At 53.3% G+C, this 21,639-nt stretch carries 17 protein-coding genes; 4 read left to right on the forward strand and 13 right to left on the reverse strand.

Annotation, left to right across the window (positions count from 1 at the left end; translation table 11 throughout):
• Positions 1 to 3 precede the first annotated feature (3 nt).
• The 3 genes from hutU to CMUST_RS08010 form a co-directional block, all read right to left on the reverse strand.
• Complete coding sequence (hutU, locus tag CMUST_RS08000) at positions 4 to 1,683, reverse strand: urocanate hydratase (RefSeq protein WP_047262077.1); 1,680 nt, start codon at positions 1,681 to 1,683, stop codon at positions 4 to 6.
• Positions 1,684 to 1,896: 213 nt separating this feature from the next.
• Positions 1,897 to 3,447: a histidine ammonia-lyase gene (hutH, locus tag CMUST_RS08005; RefSeq protein ID WP_047262078.1), complete on the reverse strand. Its 1,551-nt coding sequence runs from the start codon at positions 3,445 to 3,447 to the stop codon at positions 1,897 to 1,899.
• Positions 3,448 to 3,542: 95 nt separating this feature from the next.
• Positions 3,543 to 4,259: an IclR family transcriptional regulator gene (locus tag CMUST_RS08010; protein ID WP_047262079.1), complete on the reverse strand. Its 717-nt coding sequence runs from the start codon at positions 4,257 to 4,259 to the stop codon at positions 3,543 to 3,545.
• Positions 4,260 to 4,306: 47 nt separating this feature from the next.
• Here CMUST_RS08010 and hutG point away from each other — a divergent pair, with 47 nt between their 5' ends.
• Positions 4,307 to 5,248, forward strand: coding sequence for a formimidoylglutamase (gene hutG, locus CMUST_RS08015; protein ID WP_047262080.1), 942 nt, complete (start codon positions 4,307 to 4,309; stop codon positions 5,246 to 5,248).
• Here hutG and CMUST_RS08020 read toward each other — a convergent pair.
• Both CMUST_RS08020 and CMUST_RS08025 read right to left on the reverse strand, forming a co-directional pair.
• Complete coding sequence (locus CMUST_RS08020; protein ID WP_047262081.1) at positions 5,236 to 6,591, reverse strand: M20/M25/M40 family metallo-hydrolase; 1,356 nt, start codon at positions 6,589 to 6,591, stop codon at positions 5,236 to 5,238. The genes hutG and CMUST_RS08020 overlap by 13 nt on opposite strands.
• Before the next feature lie 15 nt (positions 6,592 to 6,606).
• On the reverse strand, positions 6,607 to 8,103 hold the full coding sequence (locus CMUST_RS08025; RefSeq protein WP_047263486.1) for a peptide MFS transporter: 1,497 nt from the start codon (positions 8,101 to 8,103) through the stop codon (positions 6,607 to 6,609).
• Between the two features lie 238 nt (positions 8,104 to 8,341).
• On the opposite strand from CMUST_RS08025, the gene CMUST_RS08030 reads away from it, so the two are divergent.
• On the forward strand, positions 8,342 to 9,835 hold the full coding sequence (locus CMUST_RS08030) for an SDR family NAD(P)-dependent oxidoreductase (protein WP_047262082.1): 1,494 nt from the start codon (positions 8,342 to 8,344) through the stop codon (positions 9,833 to 9,835).
• A gap of 25 nt (positions 9,836 to 9,860) precedes the next feature.
• Here the strand turns inward: CMUST_RS08030 and CMUST_RS08035 are convergent, their stop codons facing one another.
• From CMUST_RS08035 to CMUST_RS08055, 5 genes are all read right to left on the reverse strand, one after another.
• On the reverse strand, positions 9,861 to 10,274 hold the full coding sequence (locus tag CMUST_RS08035) for a cupin domain-containing protein (protein ID WP_047262083.1): 414 nt from the start codon (positions 10,272 to 10,274) through the stop codon (positions 9,861 to 9,863).
• Complete coding sequence (locus tag CMUST_RS15980) at positions 10,275 to 11,102, reverse strand: COX15/CtaA family protein (protein WP_052844594.1); 828 nt, start codon at positions 11,100 to 11,102, stop codon at positions 10,275 to 10,277.
• A 117-nt stretch (positions 11,103 to 11,219) separates the two neighbouring features.
• A complete protein-coding gene (gene meaB / locus CMUST_RS08045) occupies positions 11,220 to 12,320 on the reverse strand; it encodes a methylmalonyl Co-A mutase-associated GTPase MeaB (protein ID WP_047262084.1) in 1,101 nt (366 codons plus the stop codon).
• Positions 12,321 to 12,425: 105 nt separating this feature from the next.
• Positions 12,426 to 14,636 carry a methylmalonyl-CoA mutase gene (scpA, locus tag CMUST_RS08050; RefSeq protein WP_047262085.1) on the reverse strand — a complete coding sequence of 737 codons (2,211 nt, stop codon included), beginning with the start codon at positions 14,634 to 14,636 and terminating at the stop codon, positions 12,426 to 12,428.
• Positions 14,637 to 14,642: 6 nt separating this feature from the next.
• A complete protein-coding gene (locus tag CMUST_RS08055) occupies positions 14,643 to 16,451 on the reverse strand; it encodes a methylmalonyl-CoA mutase family protein (protein ID WP_047262086.1) in 1,809 nt (602 codons plus the stop codon).
• A gap of 212 nt (positions 16,452 to 16,663) precedes the next feature.
• Between CMUST_RS08055 and CMUST_RS08060 the strand changes: the two genes are divergently transcribed.
• Positions 16,664 to 17,359: a TVP38/TMEM64 family protein gene (locus tag CMUST_RS08060; protein ID WP_052844595.1), complete on the forward strand. Its 696-nt coding sequence runs from the start codon at positions 16,664 to 16,666 to the stop codon at positions 17,357 to 17,359.
• A gap of 14 nt (positions 17,360 to 17,373) precedes the next feature.
• Positions 17,374 to 17,931: a hypothetical protein gene (locus CMUST_RS08065; RefSeq protein WP_047262088.1), complete on the forward strand. Its 558-nt coding sequence runs from the start codon at positions 17,374 to 17,376 to the stop codon at positions 17,929 to 17,931.
• Between the two features lie 156 nt (positions 17,932 to 18,087).
• On the opposite strand, the gene CMUST_RS08070 is transcribed toward CMUST_RS08065, so the two are convergent.
• From CMUST_RS08070 to CMUST_RS08080, 3 genes are all read right to left on the reverse strand, one after another.
• Positions 18,088 to 19,665 (reverse strand): hypothetical protein, encoded by a 1,578-nt coding sequence (locus CMUST_RS08070; RefSeq protein WP_047262089.1) that lies wholly within the window; start codon positions 19,663 to 19,665, stop codon positions 18,088 to 18,090.
• Between the two features lie 368 nt (positions 19,666 to 20,033).
• Positions 20,034 to 21,161 carry an SPFH domain-containing protein gene (locus CMUST_RS08075; RefSeq protein ID WP_407922006.1) on the reverse strand — a complete coding sequence of 376 codons (1,128 nt, stop codon included), beginning with the start codon at positions 21,159 to 21,161 and terminating at the stop codon, positions 20,034 to 20,036.
• Between the two features lie 38 nt (positions 21,162 to 21,199).
• Complete coding sequence (locus tag CMUST_RS08080; RefSeq protein ID WP_047262091.1) at positions 21,200 to 21,628, reverse strand: NfeD family protein; 429 nt, start codon at positions 21,626 to 21,628, stop codon at positions 21,200 to 21,202.
• Positions 21,629 to 21,639: the final 11 nt, after the last annotated feature.

Consider the following 21,639-nt stretch of genomic DNA (forward strand, 5'->3'; position numbering starts at 1 on the left):
GTATTAATTCTCCCGGGAGTTGAAGGGCAGAGGTACGCGCACGCCACGCTCGATGGCGACCTCGTTCGCGCGGTCATAACCAGCATCAACGTGGCGGATGACACCCATGCCGGGGTCATTGGTCAGCACTGTACGGAGCTTCGCCTCCGCCAGATCGGTTCCATCGGCCACTGTCACTTGGCCGGTGTGGATGGAACGGCCCATCCCCACTCCACCACCGTGGTGAATGGACACCCAGGTGGCTCCGCCGGAGACAGCAGTCATGGCGTTGAGAAGCGGCCAGTCTGCGACCGCATCGCTGCCGTCAAGCATGGATTCGGTCTCCCGATACGGGGATGCGACTGAACCAGAATCGAGGTGATCGCGCCCAATCACGATCGGGGCCTTCACTTTTCCGTCACGGACAAGTTCATTGAATTTCAGACCCGCTAGGTGGCGCTCACCGTAGCCCAGCCAGCAGATGCGAGCGGGCAGCCCTTCGAACTCAACGAACTCTTCGGCCGCGTCCAGCCAGCGGTGCAGGTGCTCGTTGTCGGGGAATAATTCTTTGATGGCCTGATCCGTCACGCGGATGTCTTCTGGATCTCCAGACAGGGCTACCCAACGGAAGGGGCCTAATCCTTCACAGAATAGTGGCCGGATGTAGGCAGGCACGAAGCCGGGGAATTCGAAGGCGCGGGAGTATCCAGCTTGGCGGGCCTCGTCGCGGATGGAGTTTCCATAGTCAAAGACCACTGCTCCTTCATCTTGGAATTCCACCATGGCCTGCACTTGTACAGCCATGGATTCCCGGGCTTTCTTAGTGAATGTGATTGCGTCCTCTTTGGCGGCTTGATGCCACTCGGACACGGTGTGTTCGAGAGGCAGGTAGCTAAGTGGGTCGTGGGCTGACGTCTGGTCAGTCACAATGTCCACGACGAGTTTCCCCTCGCGGTGGCGGCGCAGCATCTCCGGGAAAATAGCAGCGGCGTTACCCACCAGCCCCACGGACAAAGGTCGATGCTCCTCTTTCGCAGCCATCACCAAGGCGATGGCTTGATCTACATCTGCGGTGACCTCATCGAGATAGCGTTTGGATTGGCGGCGCCGAAGGCGACTTTCGTCCACATCCACAATCAGACACACTCCCCCGTTGAGCGTAACGGATAGTGGTTGGGCACCGCCCATACCGCCACATCCGCCAGTCAAAGTTAAGGTGCCAGCCAGAGTCCCGCCAAAGCGCTGGCGGGCCACCGCAGCGAAGGTTTCAAAGGTGCCTTGGAGGATGCCTTGGGTTGCGATGTAGATCCACGACCCGGCGGTCATTTGGCCGTACATCATTAGCCCTTCGTCCTCCAGCTTGCGGAAGTGTTCCCAGTTAGCCCAATCGCCCACCAAGTTGGAGTTGGCGATGAGCACGCGGGGCGCCCACTCGCTGGTACGGAAGACACCAACTGGTTTTCCGGACTGCACCAACAGTGTTTCGTCGCTGCCGAGGTTAGTCAGTTCTTCCACGATGGCGTCGAAGCATTCCCAGCTACGCGCCGCTCGTCCGGTGCCCCCGTAGACCACCAGGTCCCCGGGTCGTTCAGCAACCTCTGGGTCGAGGTTGTTCATCAGCATCCGAAGTGGGGCCTCCGTCTGCCAAGACTTCGCGGTTAATTGGGTACCACGGGGAGCACGAACCTCACGGGGTGTAGACATAGGCAATCACGTCTCCTTCTTGAACATGACCCCACGGTGGCGCGGAGGTGCGTGGGCCGGATGCTGATGCCCCGGAGCTGTCCCCCTTCCTCGCGCCACAGGAGGTAGCCACTGACAAAGTGTTGGGTTTCACCACAATCTAACACCCAAAAACCCGGCTGGGAAGGAAAAATGCTTCCCAGTTGTCCCAAATATGAGACTTCCGGCTTCGCGCTAGCGCAGCTTTCCGACGGCTGCCTCCACAGCCTTGGTGATGGCACCGCTGACTACGAGTTCCACGGCATCTTCAATCTCCGGCGAAAGATACCGATCCACACCCGGCGGAGCAATGCGAGAACGCACGACAGCCAGGGCAGCGCCAGTACCCGCAGCAGGTGTTCCTTCGCGCATATTGATGGCGCGGGCGGAGGTAAGGATCTCAATTGCCAGCACCCGCGCCAGCCCGTCTATAGCTCTGCGCAACTTTCGTGCCGCCGACCATCCCATGGAGACATGATCTTCCTGCATCGCTGAGGACGGAATAGAATCTACCGAGGCAGGGGCCGCCAGGCGCTTGAGTTCACTCACTATCCCCGCCTGGGTGTATTGGGCGATCATGTGCCCCGAATCCACACCCGGATCATCTGCAAGAAATGCATTTAACCCTCGGTTACGGGCAGTATCCAGGAACCGGTCCGTGCGCCGCTCAGATATGGAGGCAAGATCCGCAACAACGATCGCCAGGAAATCCAGCGCATACGCCACCGGTGCGCCATGGAAATTCCCGTTGGATGTCACTCGTCCATCGAGTGCCACGACCGGATTGTCCACCGCAGCGGCAAGTTCCCGATCCGCTACCTGCGAGCAATAGTCAAGGGTGTCCCGAAACCCACCAGCTACCTGCGGGGCACAGCGCACCGAGTAAGCATCCTGAACCTGGTTTTGTTTAAAATCTGTTTGTGCGTTTTCCAGGATTGAGGAGTGTGCTGCCACGGTGCGGATATTTCGAGCTGAATCCGCCAGACCTGGATGGGGGCGCAATTTTTGCAAATCCTCATCAAACACAGTGAGGGTGCCTAGAAGTCCTTCTACAGTCATAGCGGTGGCGATGTCCGCCACCTTGCCCAAATCTCGCAGATCCCAAATTGCCAGGCACAGCATACCCAGCATGCCATCGGTGCCATTGATTAATGCCAAGCCCTCCTTCTCTTGGAGGACTAATGGATCGATGCCAGCTGTCGCTAAGGCATCCGCAGCATCATAAAGCTGCCCATCAGCACAGCGCACCATACCCTCCCCCATTAAAGCTAAGGCGCAGTGAGCCAAAGGTGCCAGATCCCCTGAACAGCCCAAGGAACCGTACTCACGTACCACCGGGGTAATGTGTGCATTCAACAACTGTGCATAGGTTTCAACCACGACAGGCCGTACCCCGGTGCGACCTGTACACAAGGTGGAAAGGCGCAGCAACATCAGCGCCCGGATGACCTCGGTTTCTACCTCAGGGCCGGAACCCGCCGCATGGGAGCGCACCAGAGAACGCTGCAGCTGACGGCGCAACTCCTCAGGGACGTAGCGGCGGGCTAGGGCTCCAAAACCGGTGGATACCCCGTACACGGGCACGGGATTGTTGGCAAGATCTTCGATACGCTGGCGGGTGTTATCTACTGCAGCTAACGCATCCAGTGCAATATCCACGGTGGCCCCATACCGGGCCACGGCCACTACTTCTTCGATACTCAAGGGCCCGATACCAACGGTGATCTGGCTTAGGTCGGTAGACATGGCAAAATTGCTCCTTCAACATGATTTAGGATTTCAAGGGGCATGCGCGACAGCCAAACGCACTGGTCACATGCTAGCTGAGAATGTGTTCCCTGTCACCTAGTTTGCCGCCCATATAATTTTGCACTCATCGACGCCGCCGAATCCTTTAGATGAGCCACCAGCGCAGTGAATGTATCAGAACTTGCGGTTCCCACCGGATACGTCACCGCCAAAGCCGCTGCTGGCCTGCCTAAATGATCCGAAATCGCCACAGCCACACTTTCCTGACCGCAAGCAACCTCCTCGTACTCAGTGGCGTACCCTACGGCCTGCGCCTCATCCAATAATTCCGCAGTCTCTGGGGCTGGACTCAGCGCCGCAACCCTCTCCTCTTTAGGCAGGTGAGCCAACATTATTCGCCCCGAAGCAGTACCCACCGCAACCAAACGCACCCCCACCTGAGTGGTCAGCGAAGGAGCTCCGGGCGCCCGCACCTCAGCCAAGTAGACAATCTCCTGCCCCGATAACCGGGATAAATGCCCACTACCTCCCACCATGCTGGCAGCCTTAAGCAAAGGGGAACGGCTAAGGCGTACCAGTGGCTGTTGAGTGGTGTAGGCACTGGCCATCTCGTAGGCAGCAAGACCTAACCCGTACTTCTTCTCATCCACTAAGTGCACCACAAAGCCCATGTCCACCATCTCCCCCAACAACCGATATGTAGTAGAACGCGGCATCGACAACTCCTGGCAGATCCGAGCAGCCGACACCGGCACTTCTATCGTCGACAGCATACGCAAAATCTCTAAAGTCTGGCGCACTGCGCTCATCAGACCCACCTCCAGACAGAACCAATTCTTCCCGCTACCCTAAAACCATGACGCTAAATCTCACTAAAGCCTGCGAAAACTGGTCCGGACGTGTCGATGGTGCCGGACCCGACCACGCCCGCTGGCATTCGGCCATCGCAAGTGACCTCAATAGACCTGGTATCACCCTAGTCGGATTCGCATCCGATGAAGGAGTCCGCCGCAACCAGGGGCGCCCAGGGGCCGCGCAAGCAACCGCGGCTCTCCGCACCGCCCTTAGTTCCCTCGCTATCCACGAAACCCTACCGCTTACCGATGCAGGTACCATCACCGTTGACGGCACAGACCTTGAGTCAGCCCACGACCACCTCAGCGATATAGTCCACAACCTGATCAACAAGGATCAACTCGTCGTAGTACTCGGTGGCGGGCACGAAACCGCCTTTGGTAGCGGGCGAGGCGCCATTCGGGCTTTGCCAACACCACCTAAAATCATTAACCTCGACGCGCACTTCGACCTCAGGGAAGCACCAGAAGCCACATCTGGAACCCCGTTCCGGCAGCTAGCGAATGAAGCAGGCGAAAAATTCGCCTACCACGTGCTCGGTATCTCAACACCCAATAACACTAAAGTCCTTTTTGATACCGCTCGCACCCTTGGCGTGGGATTCCACACCGACACTGAACTCCTCCACATGACCCCCAGTGACGCTGCGGAACTAGCGACCTCGCTCACCGAAAACCATGAACACATACACCTCAGCATCGATCTCGATGTTCTACCCGCAGCGGTGGCCCCAGGAGTGTCCGCCCCTGCTGGACTAGGTGTGGAGCTGCCCATCATCCACACCGTCTGCGTCGCGCTCGCCAAAACCGGCAAACTACGCCTCGTGGATGTGGTGGAACTCAACCCCACCTACGACGTTGATGGGCGCACCGCCCGCGTCGCCGCCAGGCTCATCAACGACATCGTGACCGCCCACCACCGCGCTACCATCTACGCCCCATAACTTAACAGGAACAAAGCCTCCGCAATAGCAATGTTTTCAATCTCAGCGGGATCCACAGACTCATCGACCGAATGGATAGTGCACAACGGTTCCTCAATGCCGAAAATCGCTATCTCCGCTTGAGGGTGGGCATCCTGTAACTCCACACACAAGGGGATCGTCGCCCCCATACCAATATGAGTCGTGTCCACCCCATACGCCGCAGAGAGACAATCAGTGAGCAAAACCATACCTGGTTTAGTCGGATCTGTATCATAACCCCGATTCACATCATCAATCTCAACCTCAACAGTGGCGCCCCACGGAGTATGAGCTTTAATATGCTCCGCCACCATGGTAGCCACCCGATTCGGATCCAAAGCCGCCGGAACCCGCAAGTCCAAAACAGCCTTAGCCGTAGGGTTGATCACGTTAAAAGCATTTTCCACTGGGGTAGCACTGACACCTGTTACCGCAAAGGAACAATTCGCCCACACTGCGTCGGCGATCAATGCTGGATCGGTAGTGATCTGCGCACCGGGAAGCAACTGGGCATCAGTAACGAATTGCTCTGATGGGTAAGGCGCGCCGGGCCAATGAGCATTGGAGAGTCCTTCAACTTGCAGCCGTCCGGTACCATCCTGCAAGGAACTTAGCACGGTCATCAGTGCAAGTACTGCATCGGGAGCTGCACCACCGTACATGCCGGAATGTACTGGGGCGGCCAGGGTGGAGACGGTTACCTTCAGTCGGGCATTACCTCGCAACGATAGGGTGAGTGAGGGTTGGCCTACGTGTGCGTTTCCGGCATCGGCGATTAGGATCATGTCGGCGTCGAAAAGCTCTGGACGCGTGCGAATGAGTGCGGAAAGTCCCGCACCGCCGGATTCCTCCGAACCTTCCACGACCATTATGATCCCGACTTCCGTGCCGCCTGCGGCGGCGACCGCTCGTAGCGCCGCAAGATGCATAATCAGGTTGCCCTTGCAGTCCGCAGTACCCCTGCCGTACCAACGACCGTTTCTTTCCGTCAGAGTCAAGGGCGGCGAGGTCCAGGCCGCAGGATCCCCGACAGGTACCACATCGTAGTGGGAGTACAGCAATACAGTTGGGGCACTCGGTGTGCCTTCCTTTGTACCGATGACAACTGTGGAGCCATCCTCGGTGACAATGGGAGTTACTTCTAATCCCGCCTCTCTAAGGGAATCGATAACCCATTCTGCCGCCATATCCATTTGGTTTGCCAATTCGGGTTGGCCAAAGACAGAATGAAAACCCACTAATTCCTTCAGTTGCTGAAAGATACGATCCCGATCATTGCGAATCGTCTCGGAAACAATATGTGATTGCTTCGAATCAAGCATTTTTGAGGTTCCTCCTTATCGGACATCAACAAATTTCCGCACAACCCAGCGTGATACTGCCAGCAATGCCACACCAAGAACAATCGAAACAATCCCGAGGTAAAGGAAGAAGGACCGTTCCACCCCGGCATCTTCAGGGTTGTAGTAGGTGGTTAGGGAACCGGCCAGCGCCACTCCCATCGCAACCGCCATCTGCCAGACCGCCATCATTCGAGTGGGGAACGCCACTGGAGAGACCTTTGTTGTAACGGAGTTGCCCACCGGGGAGAGCAACAGTTCAGCGATGGTGAACATGAACAAGATCCACACAACTGCCACCAGCGGAGTGGAGTTAGCCGCACCACCGGCGAAGGGAATAAAGAAGAACAACGAAATTCCAATGATGATGTTAGCGACGCCGAATTTTACCGGAGTTGACCATTGTCGCTCCCCTAGTTTCGACCACATTGCGCTAAAGACACCTGCCAATAGGACGATAAAAATCGGGTTAATGGCCTGGATCAAAGAGGGTGGGACTTCAACGCCAAATACCATCCGGTCTAGGCGAAAATCTGAATAAATTGCCAACACGGTATACTGCTGGTCGAAGATCGCGAAAAACAACACCCCGGAAATGAACAAGGGGATGAAGCCCAGCAGCCGTGATTTTTCTTTTGCCGACACCAGGGACGAGAAGTACATTTGGCACCACAGTACGACAGCAGCGACAAAGGCCACGCCGGTAACGATATTTGATAACCAATCGACTTTGACTATTCCAGTAGCCACGAGCAGGACAAACAGCGCCACCACTGCTAGGAAACCCACCCCCACTGCAATACGTTGGTTGGCTGGCAGAGGGTTGGGCACCTCCGAACCTATTGTTCCGAAGGAGGTTTTCCGGGTGTAAACATATTGCGCTAACCCGAAAAACATTCCCACGGCGGCGATACCGAAGCCCGCATGAAAACCCCAGGCGTGCCATAGATACGTGGTAATCAACGGGCCACCGATAGCACCAATATTGATGCCCATGTAGTAAATGCTGAAACCACCATCCCGACGAGGATCCCGCCTGCTGTACAGCATGCCAAGCAACACTTGGGAACATGTTTTAACCCCGCCCGAGCCTATAGCAATAAGTATGAAACCCACCGCGAGGCCCGCGACACCGGGGATAAACGCCAAGGCAATGTGACCTACCATCACGATGATCGCTGCATAAAACAGCGTGCGCTCTGGGCCGAGGATTTTATCGCTTATGAAAGCAGTGATAATGCAGGCTACATATACAGAGCCGCCGTATGCGCCGACAATGGAGGCTGCCACTGTCTTATCTATCCCCAAACCACCATCGGTGACGGCATAGTACATGTAGAACAACACAATGCCTTGCATGCCGTAGAAGCTAAACCGCTCCCACATCTCCACGCCGAAAAGGTTCGCCAATCCCCAGGGATGTCCAAAGAATGTCCGTTTGGTGGGAAGCTGCGGCGCGTCTTCATATTCAATTTCGCGTGTGTCTTGATTCATAATCTGCATTATTATGTGTGCTGCGCCACTAAGGCAATAACTTTTACCTAATTCTGTGTATTTTTTAGGGTTTCAAGGTGTATCGCAGATCTCGTCTGAGAACATCTGTATGAACTGCACTGATACGCCACAGGAAACCGGCTAAAGCTAGCTTTGCGACGGCACCGATGTGGATAGCGTTAAACCCGCTATGCTTATTGTGTTTGTTTTTGCCCATCAATAATCCGAGGGACGAATCGTGTCAGGCTTTACTGAAGAAGAGCTTACCATCGCGTTGAAAGTCATAGAATCAGCCGGTGAATTGGAGCCAGATGATCCCCGAAGTGTGGCATTACGACATGCGGTTTCCAAGCTGTTCAAAACGGTTAAACGGAATCGTCGAAAAGCAGCTCAGGCAGCCCGCCAAGCCGAAGATTCCGCTATCCTTGCTGCAACCGCGACAGCAAACCCCTCTCGAATCGACGACGAAACCGCTGGCCTATTGCCCAAACCTGCCTCAGACAAACTAGCCATAGCAACGCCGCATGGCTGGGCGGGGAAACTGCATCGACCGGCCCGATGTTATATCTGCAAAAGGCAATACCACCTCGTTGACTCGTTCCATCACCAATTGTGCCCGTCTTGTGCCGCAAATAACCGCACGCACCGCGAAGCTCGAGTCGACTTAACTGGGCGTCGTGCCTTACTTACCGGCGGACGCGCGAAAATTGGAATGTATATTGCTTTGAAGTTACTGCGTGACGGCGCCGATCTCACCATAACCACGCGGTTTCCCAAAGATGCTATTCGACGTTTTTGCGCAGTGGCAGACTCGCCAGACTGGATTCACCGACTCCATGTGGTGGGCATCGACTTGCGTGATCCCACCCAAGTTATCGCTCTAGCGGACTCTGTTGGCCAAGCCCCACTCGATATTCTTATCAACAATGCGGCGCAGACGGTTCGTCGGCTACCAAGCGCATATTCCGGATTATTGGATGCTGAGCGCGCCCCACTAACCGGGATTGAAAAAGACGTCGAAGTGACTGAATTTGCGCGATCTATTCCGGGTAACCCGCTGCCGTTGCTCCCCTCTGCCGAAAATCCGGAATTGGAAGCGCAACCCTCCCCTGCTGACCCAGAACGGGCAGCAAGCCACATTCACGCTGCCCGTTTAGCCGCTTTGGCAATGACCGGTGGCTCCGCTGCGCTGGCGCGAGTGCGAGAAGGCACCGCCATTGATGCGGGTGGCCTTATCCCCGACGAAGTCTCGCATAATTCGTGGATCGCCAAGATCGGCGAAATAGACCCCCGAGAACTTCTGGAGGTTCAGCTCTGCAACTCGATTGCCCCGTTCATCCTTATTGATCGGTTACGACCAGCCTTGGAAAAATCACCCGCACGACGCAAATACATCGTTAACGTATCTGCAATGGAAGGAGTCTTTCACCGTGGATATAAAGGGCCTGGGCATCCGCATACCAATATGGCTAAAGCGGCACTTAATATGCTCACCCGAACGGCTGCAACTGAGCTATTCGAGCACGGAATCCTCATCACCGCAGTTGATACCGGATGGATTACCGATGAGCGACCACACACGATGAAACAACGACTTGCAGAAACCGGTTTCCATGCGCCGTTAGACCTGGTAGACGGGGCCGCACGAGTGTACGACCCTATCGTTCAGGGCGAAAACGGTCTTGATCTATATGGTTGTTTCCTGAAAGACTTCAAACCGCATCCCTGGTGATACCAATTTTCGCCCTACCGCGGTACTAATGCTGCTCGTTCGGATCGTTATCCGCGTCTTCCTTCGTGGCATGAATGGTGCCTGGGAGATGATCCGGAGCCGCATAAATGGAATAGAGCTTGATGGACTCATCGCCAACGTTCAGGACGTTATGCCATTTACCAGCAGGAATAAAGACTGCCCAATCGCTCGAAACTACCTGGTCAATATCCAAATTCTGCTCGGAATCACCGATCATCACATGGGCTTTGCCCTCTTCAATACGCAAAAACTGATCGTGATCGTCATGAATTTCCGCACCAATTTCACCACCGACTGGAATGTCCATGACAGTCATCTGTAGATACTTGCCAGTCCAAACGGTCTCCCGGAAATTGGCGTTCTCAACCGTCTTATTTTCGATATCAAGAACATATGGGTTAGGACCAAAATCGCTCATTTAACAACACCTTTCTTTAACCGCTAACGAACGCCCCCATTCTAGCGCCGTTACCAAAACTATGCCTGCGGCGACAGCGCTGAACAGCGAACCAACGACATCATTCAATCCACCGGCAAGGAGGATAGCACCCAACACACACTCAACTATTAACGCTATTTTCAATGGACGTGAATCGAGCACGAAAAAAATTACTGCGAACAAGGAGACTGCCACAATGATTCGGAAAATTTGAACACCGAAGCTCTCATCAGCAGTCGAATTGTACCCAAGCGGCCAGCCCAAACACCGCGTAAATGAGCCAGGACCCGCTACAAGTACGCCCGTGCCGTGCAATACAAAAAGCCCGATAATAGTGCTGGCGTACCACACTGATCGGTCTTTTCGATCCACGACAGATGTTTCAGCCGCAGTGTCGGTAGAACGTAGAATCATGGTTGTTATCGAAATCGCCGTCAATGCCAGCAGTGCACACCAAAGATCAATCATCCCCTCTGCTGCGGATAACCCTCGCTTGATAGTGAGCATCCCGAAAACCCCGGCACCTAATGCTCCTACTAGGGAGACCCACGGCAACCAGCGGACAAGTGGACGGGAATGGCATCGCACGAGAATTGCGGTGAGAAGTACCACCGGAGCGGTGGCCATGGAAAACACCCGGTGCACAAATTCGATCATTGGATGCAATTGGAACTCGGGAGCAAACTGATCCGTGTAGCAACCGGGCCAATTGGGGCAAGCCGCGGACGAATCAGTGACGCACACAATAGAACCCAATACCACAGCGCCAAACACAACGAATGTGGCAATACGAGACACAGTTTCCACTTGGAAGTTCCTTATTGAGACAATCATTTAATTTTTTAAAATGGCTGGAAAAGCCGATAAATGTGGTGTTGATGTAGCGAGGTTTTCGTGGCCAGTTGTCTAAACCAACTGGCCACATCAGGTGTTATTTTTGTCGAACGCAGACAAAATCCGTTCTGCCGCAAGTGTTGGAGTAATTTGTGCTTCTCGTAACTGCGATTCCACCAGTTTTCTCGTTTCCACCACATCCGGATCGGTATTCAATCGTTGCAACAACGTTTCGTGCACCATGGACCACATCCACTGAACCTGCTGTTCACGGCGGTTATGCTCAAACTTTCCCGACTCCAGCATCGCCGTGTGATGTTCTGTCACATGCGTCCAGAACTCCTCAATACCTTCATGTTCGACCGCCGACATAGTGATGGTTGGTGGATGCCATAAGGAATCCTCCGGGCGAACCATGCGCATCGCAGCTGCCAGTTCCCTGGCGGCACGTTTTGCGTTCTTGAGATTGGAGCCGTCTGCTTTATTGATGGCAACAAGATCAGCCATCTCTAACACGCCTTTTTTAATTCCCTGGAGTTGGTCACCGGCGCCTGCTAGTGCCAAGAAGGTAAAACAATCGACCATCTGCGAAACCGCAACTTCTGACTGGCCAACGCCCACGGTTTCAACCAAAATGACGTCGAAACCGGCGGCTTCAAAAACAACCATCGATTCTCTGGTTGCCTTTGCGACGCCACCAAGCGTTCCAGCAGACGGCGAAGGGCGAATAAACGCATTGTCCTCCCGTGCAAGTTTCGCCATCCGCGTCTTGTCACCCAAGATGGAGCCCCGAGTTTTGGTCGATGAGGGGTCAATTGCCAAAACCGCTAGCTTGTGCCCATCCGCGATGAGCTTCATCCCCAGGGCTTCAATGAACGTCGACTTGCCAACACCTGGAACGCCGGTGATTCCTACCCGCAGTGCATTTCCGGAAAACGGAAGTAGCTTGACAAGTAGTTCCTGAGCCAGAACTCGATGAGCTGGTGCCGTGGATTCCAAGAGCGTAATGGCACGTGACATTAACGTTCGATTGCACTGCCTGACTCCGGTAAACAACTCGTCGACGTCAATTCGACGTCGGGCGCGTTTGACTACCTCAGGGGCGACAGCGGTTTGTTCACCAAGATCGGTACCCGCCGTCGTAAGCAATGATCCTAGGTGGTGCTCAAGGTATTCATTGTCGTTGACCATGACGCTCCTCTATCGCAAGAAAATAATGAAACACCGGCCACAGTGCGGGCAAGTAAAGCCTGTGGCCGGTGTTCGGTGCAGGTTTTATGACCCTACTTAGAACCGTTAAGCATCAACATCAACGTTGAGATCGAATCCCAACTGCGCTGACAACTTCGTCAACATGTCGATGGCGGAATCTGCGATTACGGTACCTGGTGGGTAAATTGCGACAGCACCGTCGTCGTAAAGTTCCTGGAAATCGCCAGGCGGGATAACACCACCAACGACGATCATGATGTCTTCTCGACCAAGTTTGGCCAGTTCTTCCTTCAGCGCTGGAACCAAAGTTAGGTGGCCAGCTGCCAAGGAAGATACGCCCACAACGTGGACGTCGGCGTCCACAGCTGCACGAGCTGCTTCGGCAGGGGTCTGGAACAGCGGCCCGACGTCAACGTCCATGCCCAGGTCGGCATAAGCGGATGCGACGACTTTCTGGCCACGATCGTGACCATCCTGCCCCATTTTCGCAATGTAGATACGTGGACGGCGGCCTTCTTCTGCTTCGAAGGCGTCGGCCATCGCGATTGCCTTTTCGACGTTGCCCACGCGGCCTTCCTTTCCTACCTCGTCCTTATAAACGCCGGAAAGGGTGCGGATTTCTGCCTCATGTCGGCCGAATACCTTTTCAAGCGCGTAGGAGATTTCGCCAACAGTTGCCTTTGCGCGGGCACAGTCAACCGCGAGCTTCAACAGGTTTTCGTCCAAGTTACCTGGCTCTTTGGTTTCCTTCGCAGCCGCTGCGGTCAACGCCTCCAGTGCGGCCTGGCAGGCTTCTTCGTCGCGTTCCGCACGCAGCTGCTCTAACTTGGCTAACTGCTCTGCGCGCACCTTCGTATTATCGACCTTCAGAACTTCAATCTGTTCGTCTTCTTCAACGATGTACTTATTTACACCGATTAAAGCCTGACGTCCGGAGTCGATACGTGCCTGGGTGCGCGCGGCGGACTCTTCAATACGAAGCTTCGGAATACCCTCAATGGTTGCTTGTGCCATGCCACCTGCGGCCTCAACCTCTTCAATGTGGGCGCGAGCCCGATCAGCCAATTGCTGAGTCAACCACTCGATATAGTACGAACCAGCCCATGGGTCTACTGGGCGAACCGTACCGGACTCTTGCTGCAACAGCAGCTGAGTGTTACGGGCGATGCGAGCAGAGAAGTCAGTTGGCAGCGCCAATGCTTCGTCAAGCGCATTTGTGTGCAGGGATTGCGTGTGCCCCTGAGTCGCGGCCATAGCCTCAATACAGGTACGAGGTACGTTATTGAAAACGTCCTGGGCGGTCAAAGACCAGCCAGAGGTTTGCGAGTGGGTACGTAGCGACTGCGACTTCGGGCTCTTTGGATTGAACTTTGCGACGAGTTCACTCCACAGCAACCGGCCAGCACGCATCTTGGCGATTTCCATGAAAGTGTACATGGAAATACCCCAGAAGAATGACAACCGAGGCGCGAACTTATCGACGTCAAGGCCTACTTCTTTACCTGCGCGAATATACTCAACACCATCGGCCAAGGTATAAGCCAATTCCAGGTCAGCCGTAGCACCAGCTTCCTGAATGTGGTAGCCGGAAATGGAAATCGAGTTGAACCGCGGCATCATCAACGAGGTGTACTCGAAGATATTGGAGATGATCCGCATTGAAGGCTTAGGCGGATAGATGTAGGTGTTGCGAACCATGAACTCTTTCAGAATGTCATTCTGAATAGTTCCAGCAAGGCGATCAGGTGTAACGCCTTGTTCTTCCGCGGCTACGATGTAGAGCGCCAAAACGGGAAGCACTGCACCGTTCATGGTCATCGACACGGAAACGTTTCCGAGGTCAATGCCTTCAAACAGCTGACGCATGTCAAGAATCGAGTCGATGGCCACACCCGCCATACCGACATCGCCTAATACACGTTCATTGTCGGAATCATATCCGCGGTGGGTAGCGAGGTCGAAAGCAACCGAAAGCCCTTTCTGACCAGCTGCCAGGTTACGACGGTAGAATGCGTTAGATTCTGCTGCGGTGGAAAAACCAGCGTATTGACGAATGGTCCATGGCTGGTTGGTGTACATAGTCGGGTATGGACCACGCATAAACGGTGGCATACCGGGGAAAGAATCAAGCTGGTCGGCATCGACTGCTTCGTTTCGATCCGAACGATCACAAACGCGAGGCACGTCGATGCCTTCAGGGGTATTCCACACCTGAGCGCGCAACTTGGAAGCATCTGCCTCCGTTGCCAGTTCAGATTTAGCGGAATACTCAGCAAAATTAGGGATAGTGCTCATTGTGGCTTATGCTCCCAACTTCTCAAGCAGACCGTCAAGAGTTGCGGCTGCGTCAATCTTGAGGTTTAGGTATCCGTCTGGTTCAAAATCGTGACCGGCGGCACCAGCCAACAAGATTGTTTCGACGCCAAGATCACGCAAAGCGGTTACGGCAGCCGCGCCGGACTCGGCGTATTCTTGATCTGTTCCGCATAGAACAACGATTTTCGCTGCGGTGGCAGCGGCTTCAAATTCCGCAGTACCTGGTACGACTTGGCCCGGGTTAAGCGCTTCAATGCCGCCTGAAGCTAGAAGGTTTGTAGCAAAACCAGTGCGGATATTGTGCTTAGCCAGTGGCCCCAGCGGGATTAGCGCAACAGCTGGTCGGACGCCTTTAACTTCCATGTACGCGTCGGAGCGGTTACGCAACGACTCAAACTCCGCAGCCCAGCGACGTACGCACGTAGGTTCCACGCGTAAATCTGCAGGAAGTGGAGCTTCAAGCAGGTTCGGGAACTCGTTAATTGCAGTCACTTGCTTCACCCGATGCGCAATATCGTTTCGAATCGCCTCGTGAGAAGCATCGAGGAGCTTCTTCACCATTCCGGATTCAGCCGCTGCAATGAGTCCGCCTGCTGCCTCTACATCAGCAAATACCTTCCAGGCCTTTTCGGCCAGTTCAGTGGTGAAGGCTTCAATAAAGTAAGAGCCACCACCTGGGTCTACGACGTGTCCTAGGTGGGATTCTTCAAGAAGCAGTAGATTGATGTTTCGCGCCATGCGAGTAGCGAATGTGCGCGAGGTATTAGGCAAACCACCAGGTATTGCCCAGTCAAAGGTCAATACTTCGACATCGCTGGCGCCGCCGACGCCACCTGCAAATGCGGCAACGGTGCAGCGCAACATGTTTACCCACGGATCACGTTGTGAGAACATCACTGGTGCGGTGATGGCGTGCTGTGGGCAGCTTCCATGTTCAGGTGCGCCAACAATCTCGGCGACGCGCGCCCACAGTTGACGAGCTGCACGAAGCTTAGAAAGTTGGGCAAATTGATCATCGGTCATAGCAAACCGGAACGACAATTGATCCAAGGCCGCTTCGATGCTCAGGCCTGCGTCGACAAGCTTACGTAGGTACTCGACGCCGGCGGCGAGAGCCAAGCCGATTTCTTCAGCATCAGTTGCACCTTGGTTCGAAAATGAAACCGCATCAACCATGATTGCCCGGGTATTAGCCCGCTGCGCGGCTTCGATAGCAAGCTCAATAGCAGTCGGTAGATCAACCGAAGCGGAACCATCGATAGCGGAGGTTAACGGCGAAGCACCGAGTTCAACTAACTGTGGTTCACCATCTTGAGAATCGACGACCTCATAGAGCGTTTTGGCCGCAGCTGCTGTGTGCTCACCGGCATTAAGCCGAATCGGGCATAGTGACAGATATACATTTTTCAGCAAACCTGCAATGTCAACATCGCCCTCAAGCACAAGATTGGTTGTGCCGTTTTCCAGAGCAAACAGGATGTTTTCATTAGTTGCATCAGCGCCAAAAGACTCGGTTACACCCCAGCCTTGGTGTTCTGCTCCAACACCTGCTGCACCACGTCGGAATGGGAAAACACCAGGGATTGCGTCTTCGCCCAATTCATCGGCACGGGTGTACAGCGGATTGATATCGATGCCTTCATATGTGGTTTTAATCAATTTGCGCCATACATCAAGCGGCACATCAGCGACATCTTTTTTCTGAATACGCGCAAACACGCCAGCAACTGACTTATACCAAGCCTGCTGACGCTCATCAAAACCTTCAATTAAGGAATTTCGTGTGTCAGTCACGAGTGGGACCCACTCCCCTCATTTATACGCCCCTACCTGTATTTATAGCCAGAAAAGGGAATACACTGTTGATAATTAACGGAAGTATGAGGTGATTTGTTGATAACCACCTCACAACCAGTAACTAGTCTAGACCTATTTCACTACAGTTACGAACAGTTGAACCAACAGTTTCAATTTGGTTACACCTGCTAGTTGACTAGGCTGTTGACGTGGCTCAAATCAGTAATTTCGTGCTCAACCTGCTCAAGGATGCATACCGACATGTGTGCAGGTGGTCGTTACCCAAGAAAACTGCCGGTGTGGTTGGAATAATCGGCATGATAATTATCACGTTTATTATTGATTCCCCCAGTCTGCACATGTTAAGTGAGGTATCCCAACAAACAGGGCCGTGGTTCACCGTGGTATTTTTCGCATTATACGTCTTCATCACGCAGTTTCCGGTTCCACGGACGATCTTGACGATTAGCGCAGGAGTCTTTTTTGGTCCTGTAACGGGCATCTTGATTGCGCTATGTGCCACGACCTTGTCAGCCGCGTTATCGTTGACCATCGTTCGCCATTTGCTAGGTGATTGGATTAGACCCAGATTAACTCACCCTACAGTGCGAAAAATAGATCACAGACTGCAACAACGAGGTTGGCTTGCGGTAACCAGCCTGAGAATGATTGCTGGAGTTCCGTTTTCGATTCTTAACTACGTGGCTGGGCTCACGTCGATCTCACTAATGGGTTTTACGATCGCAACTTTTCTAGGTTCAGCCCCAGGAACAATAGCCACCGTCGTATTGGGTGATGCCCTCACCACTGAAATAAACGGTAAAACTATTGCTATCACAGTGTTTTTAGCGTGTCTTGGAATATTGGGCTTGATCGTGGACAATAAACTTCCAGTCAAGGCTTAAGACTGGAGGTTCTCATGTTCGCGATACAAGCTCGCTACCGCGGAAACGCACGCAGGCGTGCTGATTTGGTTCGGGAATCCGCAGCCGCACTCTCCACCCTTCCGGGAATTGACAGCTTTGATGTTTTGGGAGTTGAAGACATAGCGTCTGTCATCGAAACGGCAGAAGCCTGTTGCGACGCAACGCTCGCACTGATTTCACATGGTGATTGGGCGGTTGCGATCGGCGTGGCAGCAACCGCAGAGGCAGCTATCGATTTAGCGGCGAAAAATCTCAATGACCGTGCGCGTGCCGGAACAGTAAAAGCAGGGGTCTACAAAAACAAGACAGCGGGCCAAGACATCAGCGACGTCTTTGGCGTACTCGGATTCATTTTAACGAAGCGAACCGCAGAAGGGCGAGAAGCAACTAGTCTCATGCGGACTGGTTTGAATCAAATTGAGGCCGCCGAACGACTTGGAATTTCTAAACAGGCTATGAGCCAACGGCTCCAAGCTGCAGGCTGGCAAGCAGAGCTTTCTGGATGGCGCCTAGCGCTACGTACGTTAGATAAAGCCAACAACCTTGACTAAAATCCGATATACCGGTCTAGGGTTATCGTTATTTGGTTTTTCGATGAGGAAGAACAGGTCCAGCGTCGAAAAGCAAAAATAAGACCGAAACGAAGAACTCAGTTTCAATTTCGATCTTATTTTTACTAAAAAGCATCACTCAATAGGGGTTACAAGCTACCGAGCTCCCGGGATCAGTGTTGCCAGACCGGGAATGAATTTCGATAAGAACGGCACCGCTGCAGCAGCTAAAGCGGCAATAGCGGCTAATACCCCGACAACGATACCCGCAATTGCACCACCACTGAGCTTTTTGTTGTTTGAGCTGTCGGTGTCGGGCTTTTGATTGTCCCCAGGATTCTGGCCGACGGCATCTTTATCTGGCGCTGCATCAACTTTGGACTTTAGCTCCTCTGCAGTCTTCTTTAGTGAGGAAATATTCTTTTTTAGCTCCTCGGTAAGCTGATCGGGCGTGGTCACTTTATTCAAAGCATCACGGGCCTTGACGGTATCAACCGCAAGCTTGTCTAAGGCTTCTTTGACTCCCACAATCGCTGTGGGATCTTTTTCCGCAAGCTTGTGTGGATACACCCGCGCAATAGTTTCCGCAACGAGGAGTTGGTCAGCTTGCTCTTTAACCAGCTCGTAGTGCTTCTGTTTGGTTTCCAATTTGGCGCGAAGTTCGTCAGATTCCTTCACTAATGCTTTTGCTTCGTTCAGCAAGCCATTCGCAGTTTCGATGTTCTTGTTCTCAGCATTGCGTGCCTGGCGGATCTTTGTCGCTAGTGCATCTACCTTTCCGCGAAATGCGGCTAACTCTGCAAGCAAACCAAGGTTCTCGGCACGACCTTCCCATTCATCCACAACGGATAGCGCTCTAAAGCTAGTCGTGTTTGCAGCTGAAAGGACGTTGTTGTACTCTGCTTCTTGTGAAATTGGCGCAGGTGTTACTGGGCCAAATTTTGCTTCCAGCGCACGGGCATTGGTTTGGCCATTCGTATTCACTGCCTCGACATCAACCGTTGACTGCTGGTCTTGTTCGTTGTAGGTGGCTGTATAAACGGCAACTCCAGCGAAGTCGGAAGGCTTGAAACCTGAGTCACCCTGCTCTAACCACTCGTCAGGAACACCATAGTTAACTACCGCCATTGCTGGCATTGCATTAGCATACTGCTCTTGCTTGACATAGCGATTAACAATAAAACGGGCAGCCTTGAGAGCTTCCACACGTTTCTTCACCAAGGCCTCACGCGCAGCATTGTCTCCGTTTTCAGCTTGGATCTTTTCGAAATGGGATACGGCTGCATCAAGGACGGCAAACGCCTTTTGCGCCTCTGGCTGGCTCTCCCCTAGCACAGCTAAGTTAACGTCGCGGGCTTGGCCAAAATTCTCAGCTTGAAGTAACGCCAAGAGCCGCGCTGATTCTGCGAGTTTTGCTGCGGATTCAGCCCAATGGCGACCAATCCAAGTAGACGACGGGCTGTTTCCTACTGCTCCACGGGTGTACCAGCGCTGCGCTCCCGCTGCATAGTAAGCACGAGCCTTGTACACCTGGTCAAAGGTTGCATATGCTGCGGCATATCGTTGCGCATCGGCAGGCGCGTCGATAAGTTCTGCGGCCGGGATGCTGGCCTTTGCCTCCTGGGCAACTGCCACGCTTACCGTGGGTTCATAGGTGGGCGCTACTACTGCAATTCCACTAAAAGCCACCGCTGTTGCCACAGTAAGTGTCGGCAACCGGAAAATCTTGTGCATGTATGTTTTCTCCTATGCATGTGGGAATTATCACGTGGTGTGCCAGTATTTTTCACTCCGGCTACCGTTTAAAAACCGTACACAATAAACACAGATTTTTATAAGGCTTGCCTTAACTTACCCCCATTAACCTAGCTTTAGCTAATCAATTAGATATTCATCGTAACTAATCCTCACCCCCGCCGGCAGCCTTTCGCTGCCCGTATGACGATCTTAGTCCGTCCGCACCTTCTATGAATGGGAACGGCATCAAGATTCGTCGAAAAGTAATTTTTACCGCCGGCAAAATCCCTTGTTCTAACAAAGATGCAAAATGCGCTTAGCCTTTTGTTCAGAAGAGACCAAGCGCATTTGGGTGACGTCGCTATTTACTGCGGCGGAATTTCAGTCATGGGTTGCTGCGGCGAAATCTGCTCGGGTTGTTTTACCTCGGGTAAGGAATCACCGTCAAGTGGTGTCTGAGCAACCGCGTTAGCAGCGGCAACGGCAGCTTCAATTTCAGGATTAGCCGTCGCAGTAAACCAATCCTCGGTCTCTTCTTCTTCGGTTTCGTCGACAGCAGGTTTAACTGGTTCGTAGCGGAAAACACCATCGTCTCCCTTTTTCGCTAAGGCGCGGGCAAACTCTTCTAGGGAATCGCCAAATTGGCTCGGAATCATCCACATAGTGGACGCTTGTCCTTCTGCCATCTTGGGTAATTTCTCCAAATACTGGTATGCCAGAAGTTCCGGAGTGATCTCCGACTTCCGAATGGCAGAATTAACCCGCTCAATAGCCCGCGCCTCGCCTTGCGCCTCAAGGTATTTTGCTGCACGAGCGCCTTCAGCACGCAAAATATCGGCTTGTCGCTCAGCTTCAGCGCGTAGAATGGCCGCATGTTTTTCGCCTTCAGCGGCTAAGATCCGGGCCTGCTTTTGGCCTTCAGCAGTGCGAATATCGGATTCCCGACGACCTTCAGCCGTAAGGATCATTGCTCGCTTTTCCCGATCTGCTTTCATTTGCATCTCCATCGACTGCTGGATAGATGGCGGCGGATCGATGGCTTTCAGCTCAACGCGGGAAATACGTAAACCCCATTTGGTTGTGGCGGCATCAAGTTCACCCCGAAGCCTACGGTTGATTACTTCGCGAGACGTAAGGGTTTCCTCCAGTGTCATTCCACCAACAACATCGCGCAACGTGGCAACAGAAATCTGTTCGACACCAACAATGTAATTATCCACGCCATAAATCGCGCGAGCCGGATCGTTGATTTGGAACGTGACCACAGTATCGATGGCTACTGTCAAGTTGTCTTGAGTAATCACGGCCTGTGGCGGGAAGCTAACGACGCGTTCTCGGGTATCTACTCGCTCACGTACCCGGTCGATAAACGGAATCAAAATGGTGATACCGCCAGACACAGTTCGGGTATAACGCCCTAACCGTTCGATAACTGCCGCTTCACCTTGCGGAATAAGAACAATAGTTTTTAAGACGGTAATAACTACAAGCATGAGAACTAGTAGTAGAAAGAGTGGGAATCCAAGCGACATCAGATCTCCTTCCAGATAATCGCTGTTGATCCATCAATAGATACAACACTGACCCGCTCACCTTCGGTAAAAGAGTGATTTGGGTCCAGGCTGCGGGCGGACCAAATAGATCCGTCTAGGCGAATTTGGCCTGTGTCGCCAGAAACGGTTTCAAGTACTACTCCGGTGCTACCTTCAAGAGCTTTTACACTTGTGTCAAGAACAGGTTCTTTAACCATGTGCCGTTTCAGCATCGGTTTAAGAAAAAATAGAAACGATAATGACAACACAGCGAAAACCGCTACCTCGGCGCCGAGCGGAATTCCAAAGGCAGCAACGCCTGCGGTTCCCACGGCGGCTAACCCCAACATCAAAAGGGTCAGCTCACCTACAAGTAATTCTGTGCCGATGAGAAGCAGACCAGCAATCAACCAAATTAGTACGCCCACGTCTGCCTATC

Source organism: Corynebacterium mustelae (assembly GCF_001020985.1).
Classification (GTDB): domain Bacteria; phylum Actinomycetota; class Actinomycetes; order Mycobacteriales; family Mycobacteriaceae; genus Corynebacterium; species Corynebacterium mustelae.

Bases quoted from the DNA above. Each gene is read 5' to 3' on its own strand.
- CMUST_RS08075 (WP_407922006.1), bottom strand. From the start codon at position 21,161: ATGCTTGTAGTTATTACCGTCTTAAAAACTATTGTTCTTATTCCGCAA.
- meaB (WP_047262084.1), bottom strand. From the start codon at position 12,320: ATGGTCAACGACAATGAATACCTTGAGCACCACCTAGGATCATTGCTT.
- CMUST_RS08035 (WP_047262083.1), bottom strand. From the start codon at position 10,274: ATGAGCGATTTTGGTCCTAACCCATATGTTCTTGATATCGAAAATAAG.
- scpA (WP_047262085.1), bottom strand. From the start codon at position 14,636: ATGAGCACTATCCCTAATTTTGCTGAGTATTCCGCTAAATCTGAACTG.
- CMUST_RS08025 (WP_047263486.1), bottom strand. From the start codon at position 8,103: ATGAATCAAGACACACGCGAAATTGAATATGAAGACGCGCCGCAGCTT.
- hutH (WP_047262078.1), bottom strand. From the start codon at position 3,447: ATGTCTACCGACCTAAGCCAGATCACCGTTGGTATCGGGCCCTTGAGT.
- hutU (WP_047262077.1), bottom strand. From the start codon at position 1,683: ATGTCTACACCCCGTGAGGTTCGTGCTCCCCGTGGTACCCAATTAACC.
- CMUST_RS08020 (WP_047262081.1), bottom strand. From the start codon at position 6,591: ATGCTTGATTCGAAGCAATCACATATTGTTTCCGAGACGATTCGCAAT.
- CMUST_RS08070 (WP_047262089.1), bottom strand. From the start codon at position 19,665: ATGCACAAGATTTTCCGGTTGCCGACACTTACTGTGGCAACAGCGGTG.
- CMUST_RS08010 (WP_047262079.1), bottom strand. From the start codon at position 4,259: ATGAGCGCAGTGCGCCAGACTTTAGAGATTTTGCGTATGCTGTCGACG.
- hutG (WP_047262080.1), top strand. From the start codon at position 4,307: ATGACGCTAAATCTCACTAAAGCCTGCGAAAACTGGTCCGGACGTGTC.
- CMUST_RS08065 (WP_047262088.1), top strand. From the start codon at position 17,374: ATGTTCGCGATACAAGCTCGCTACCGCGGAAACGCACGCAGGCGTGCT.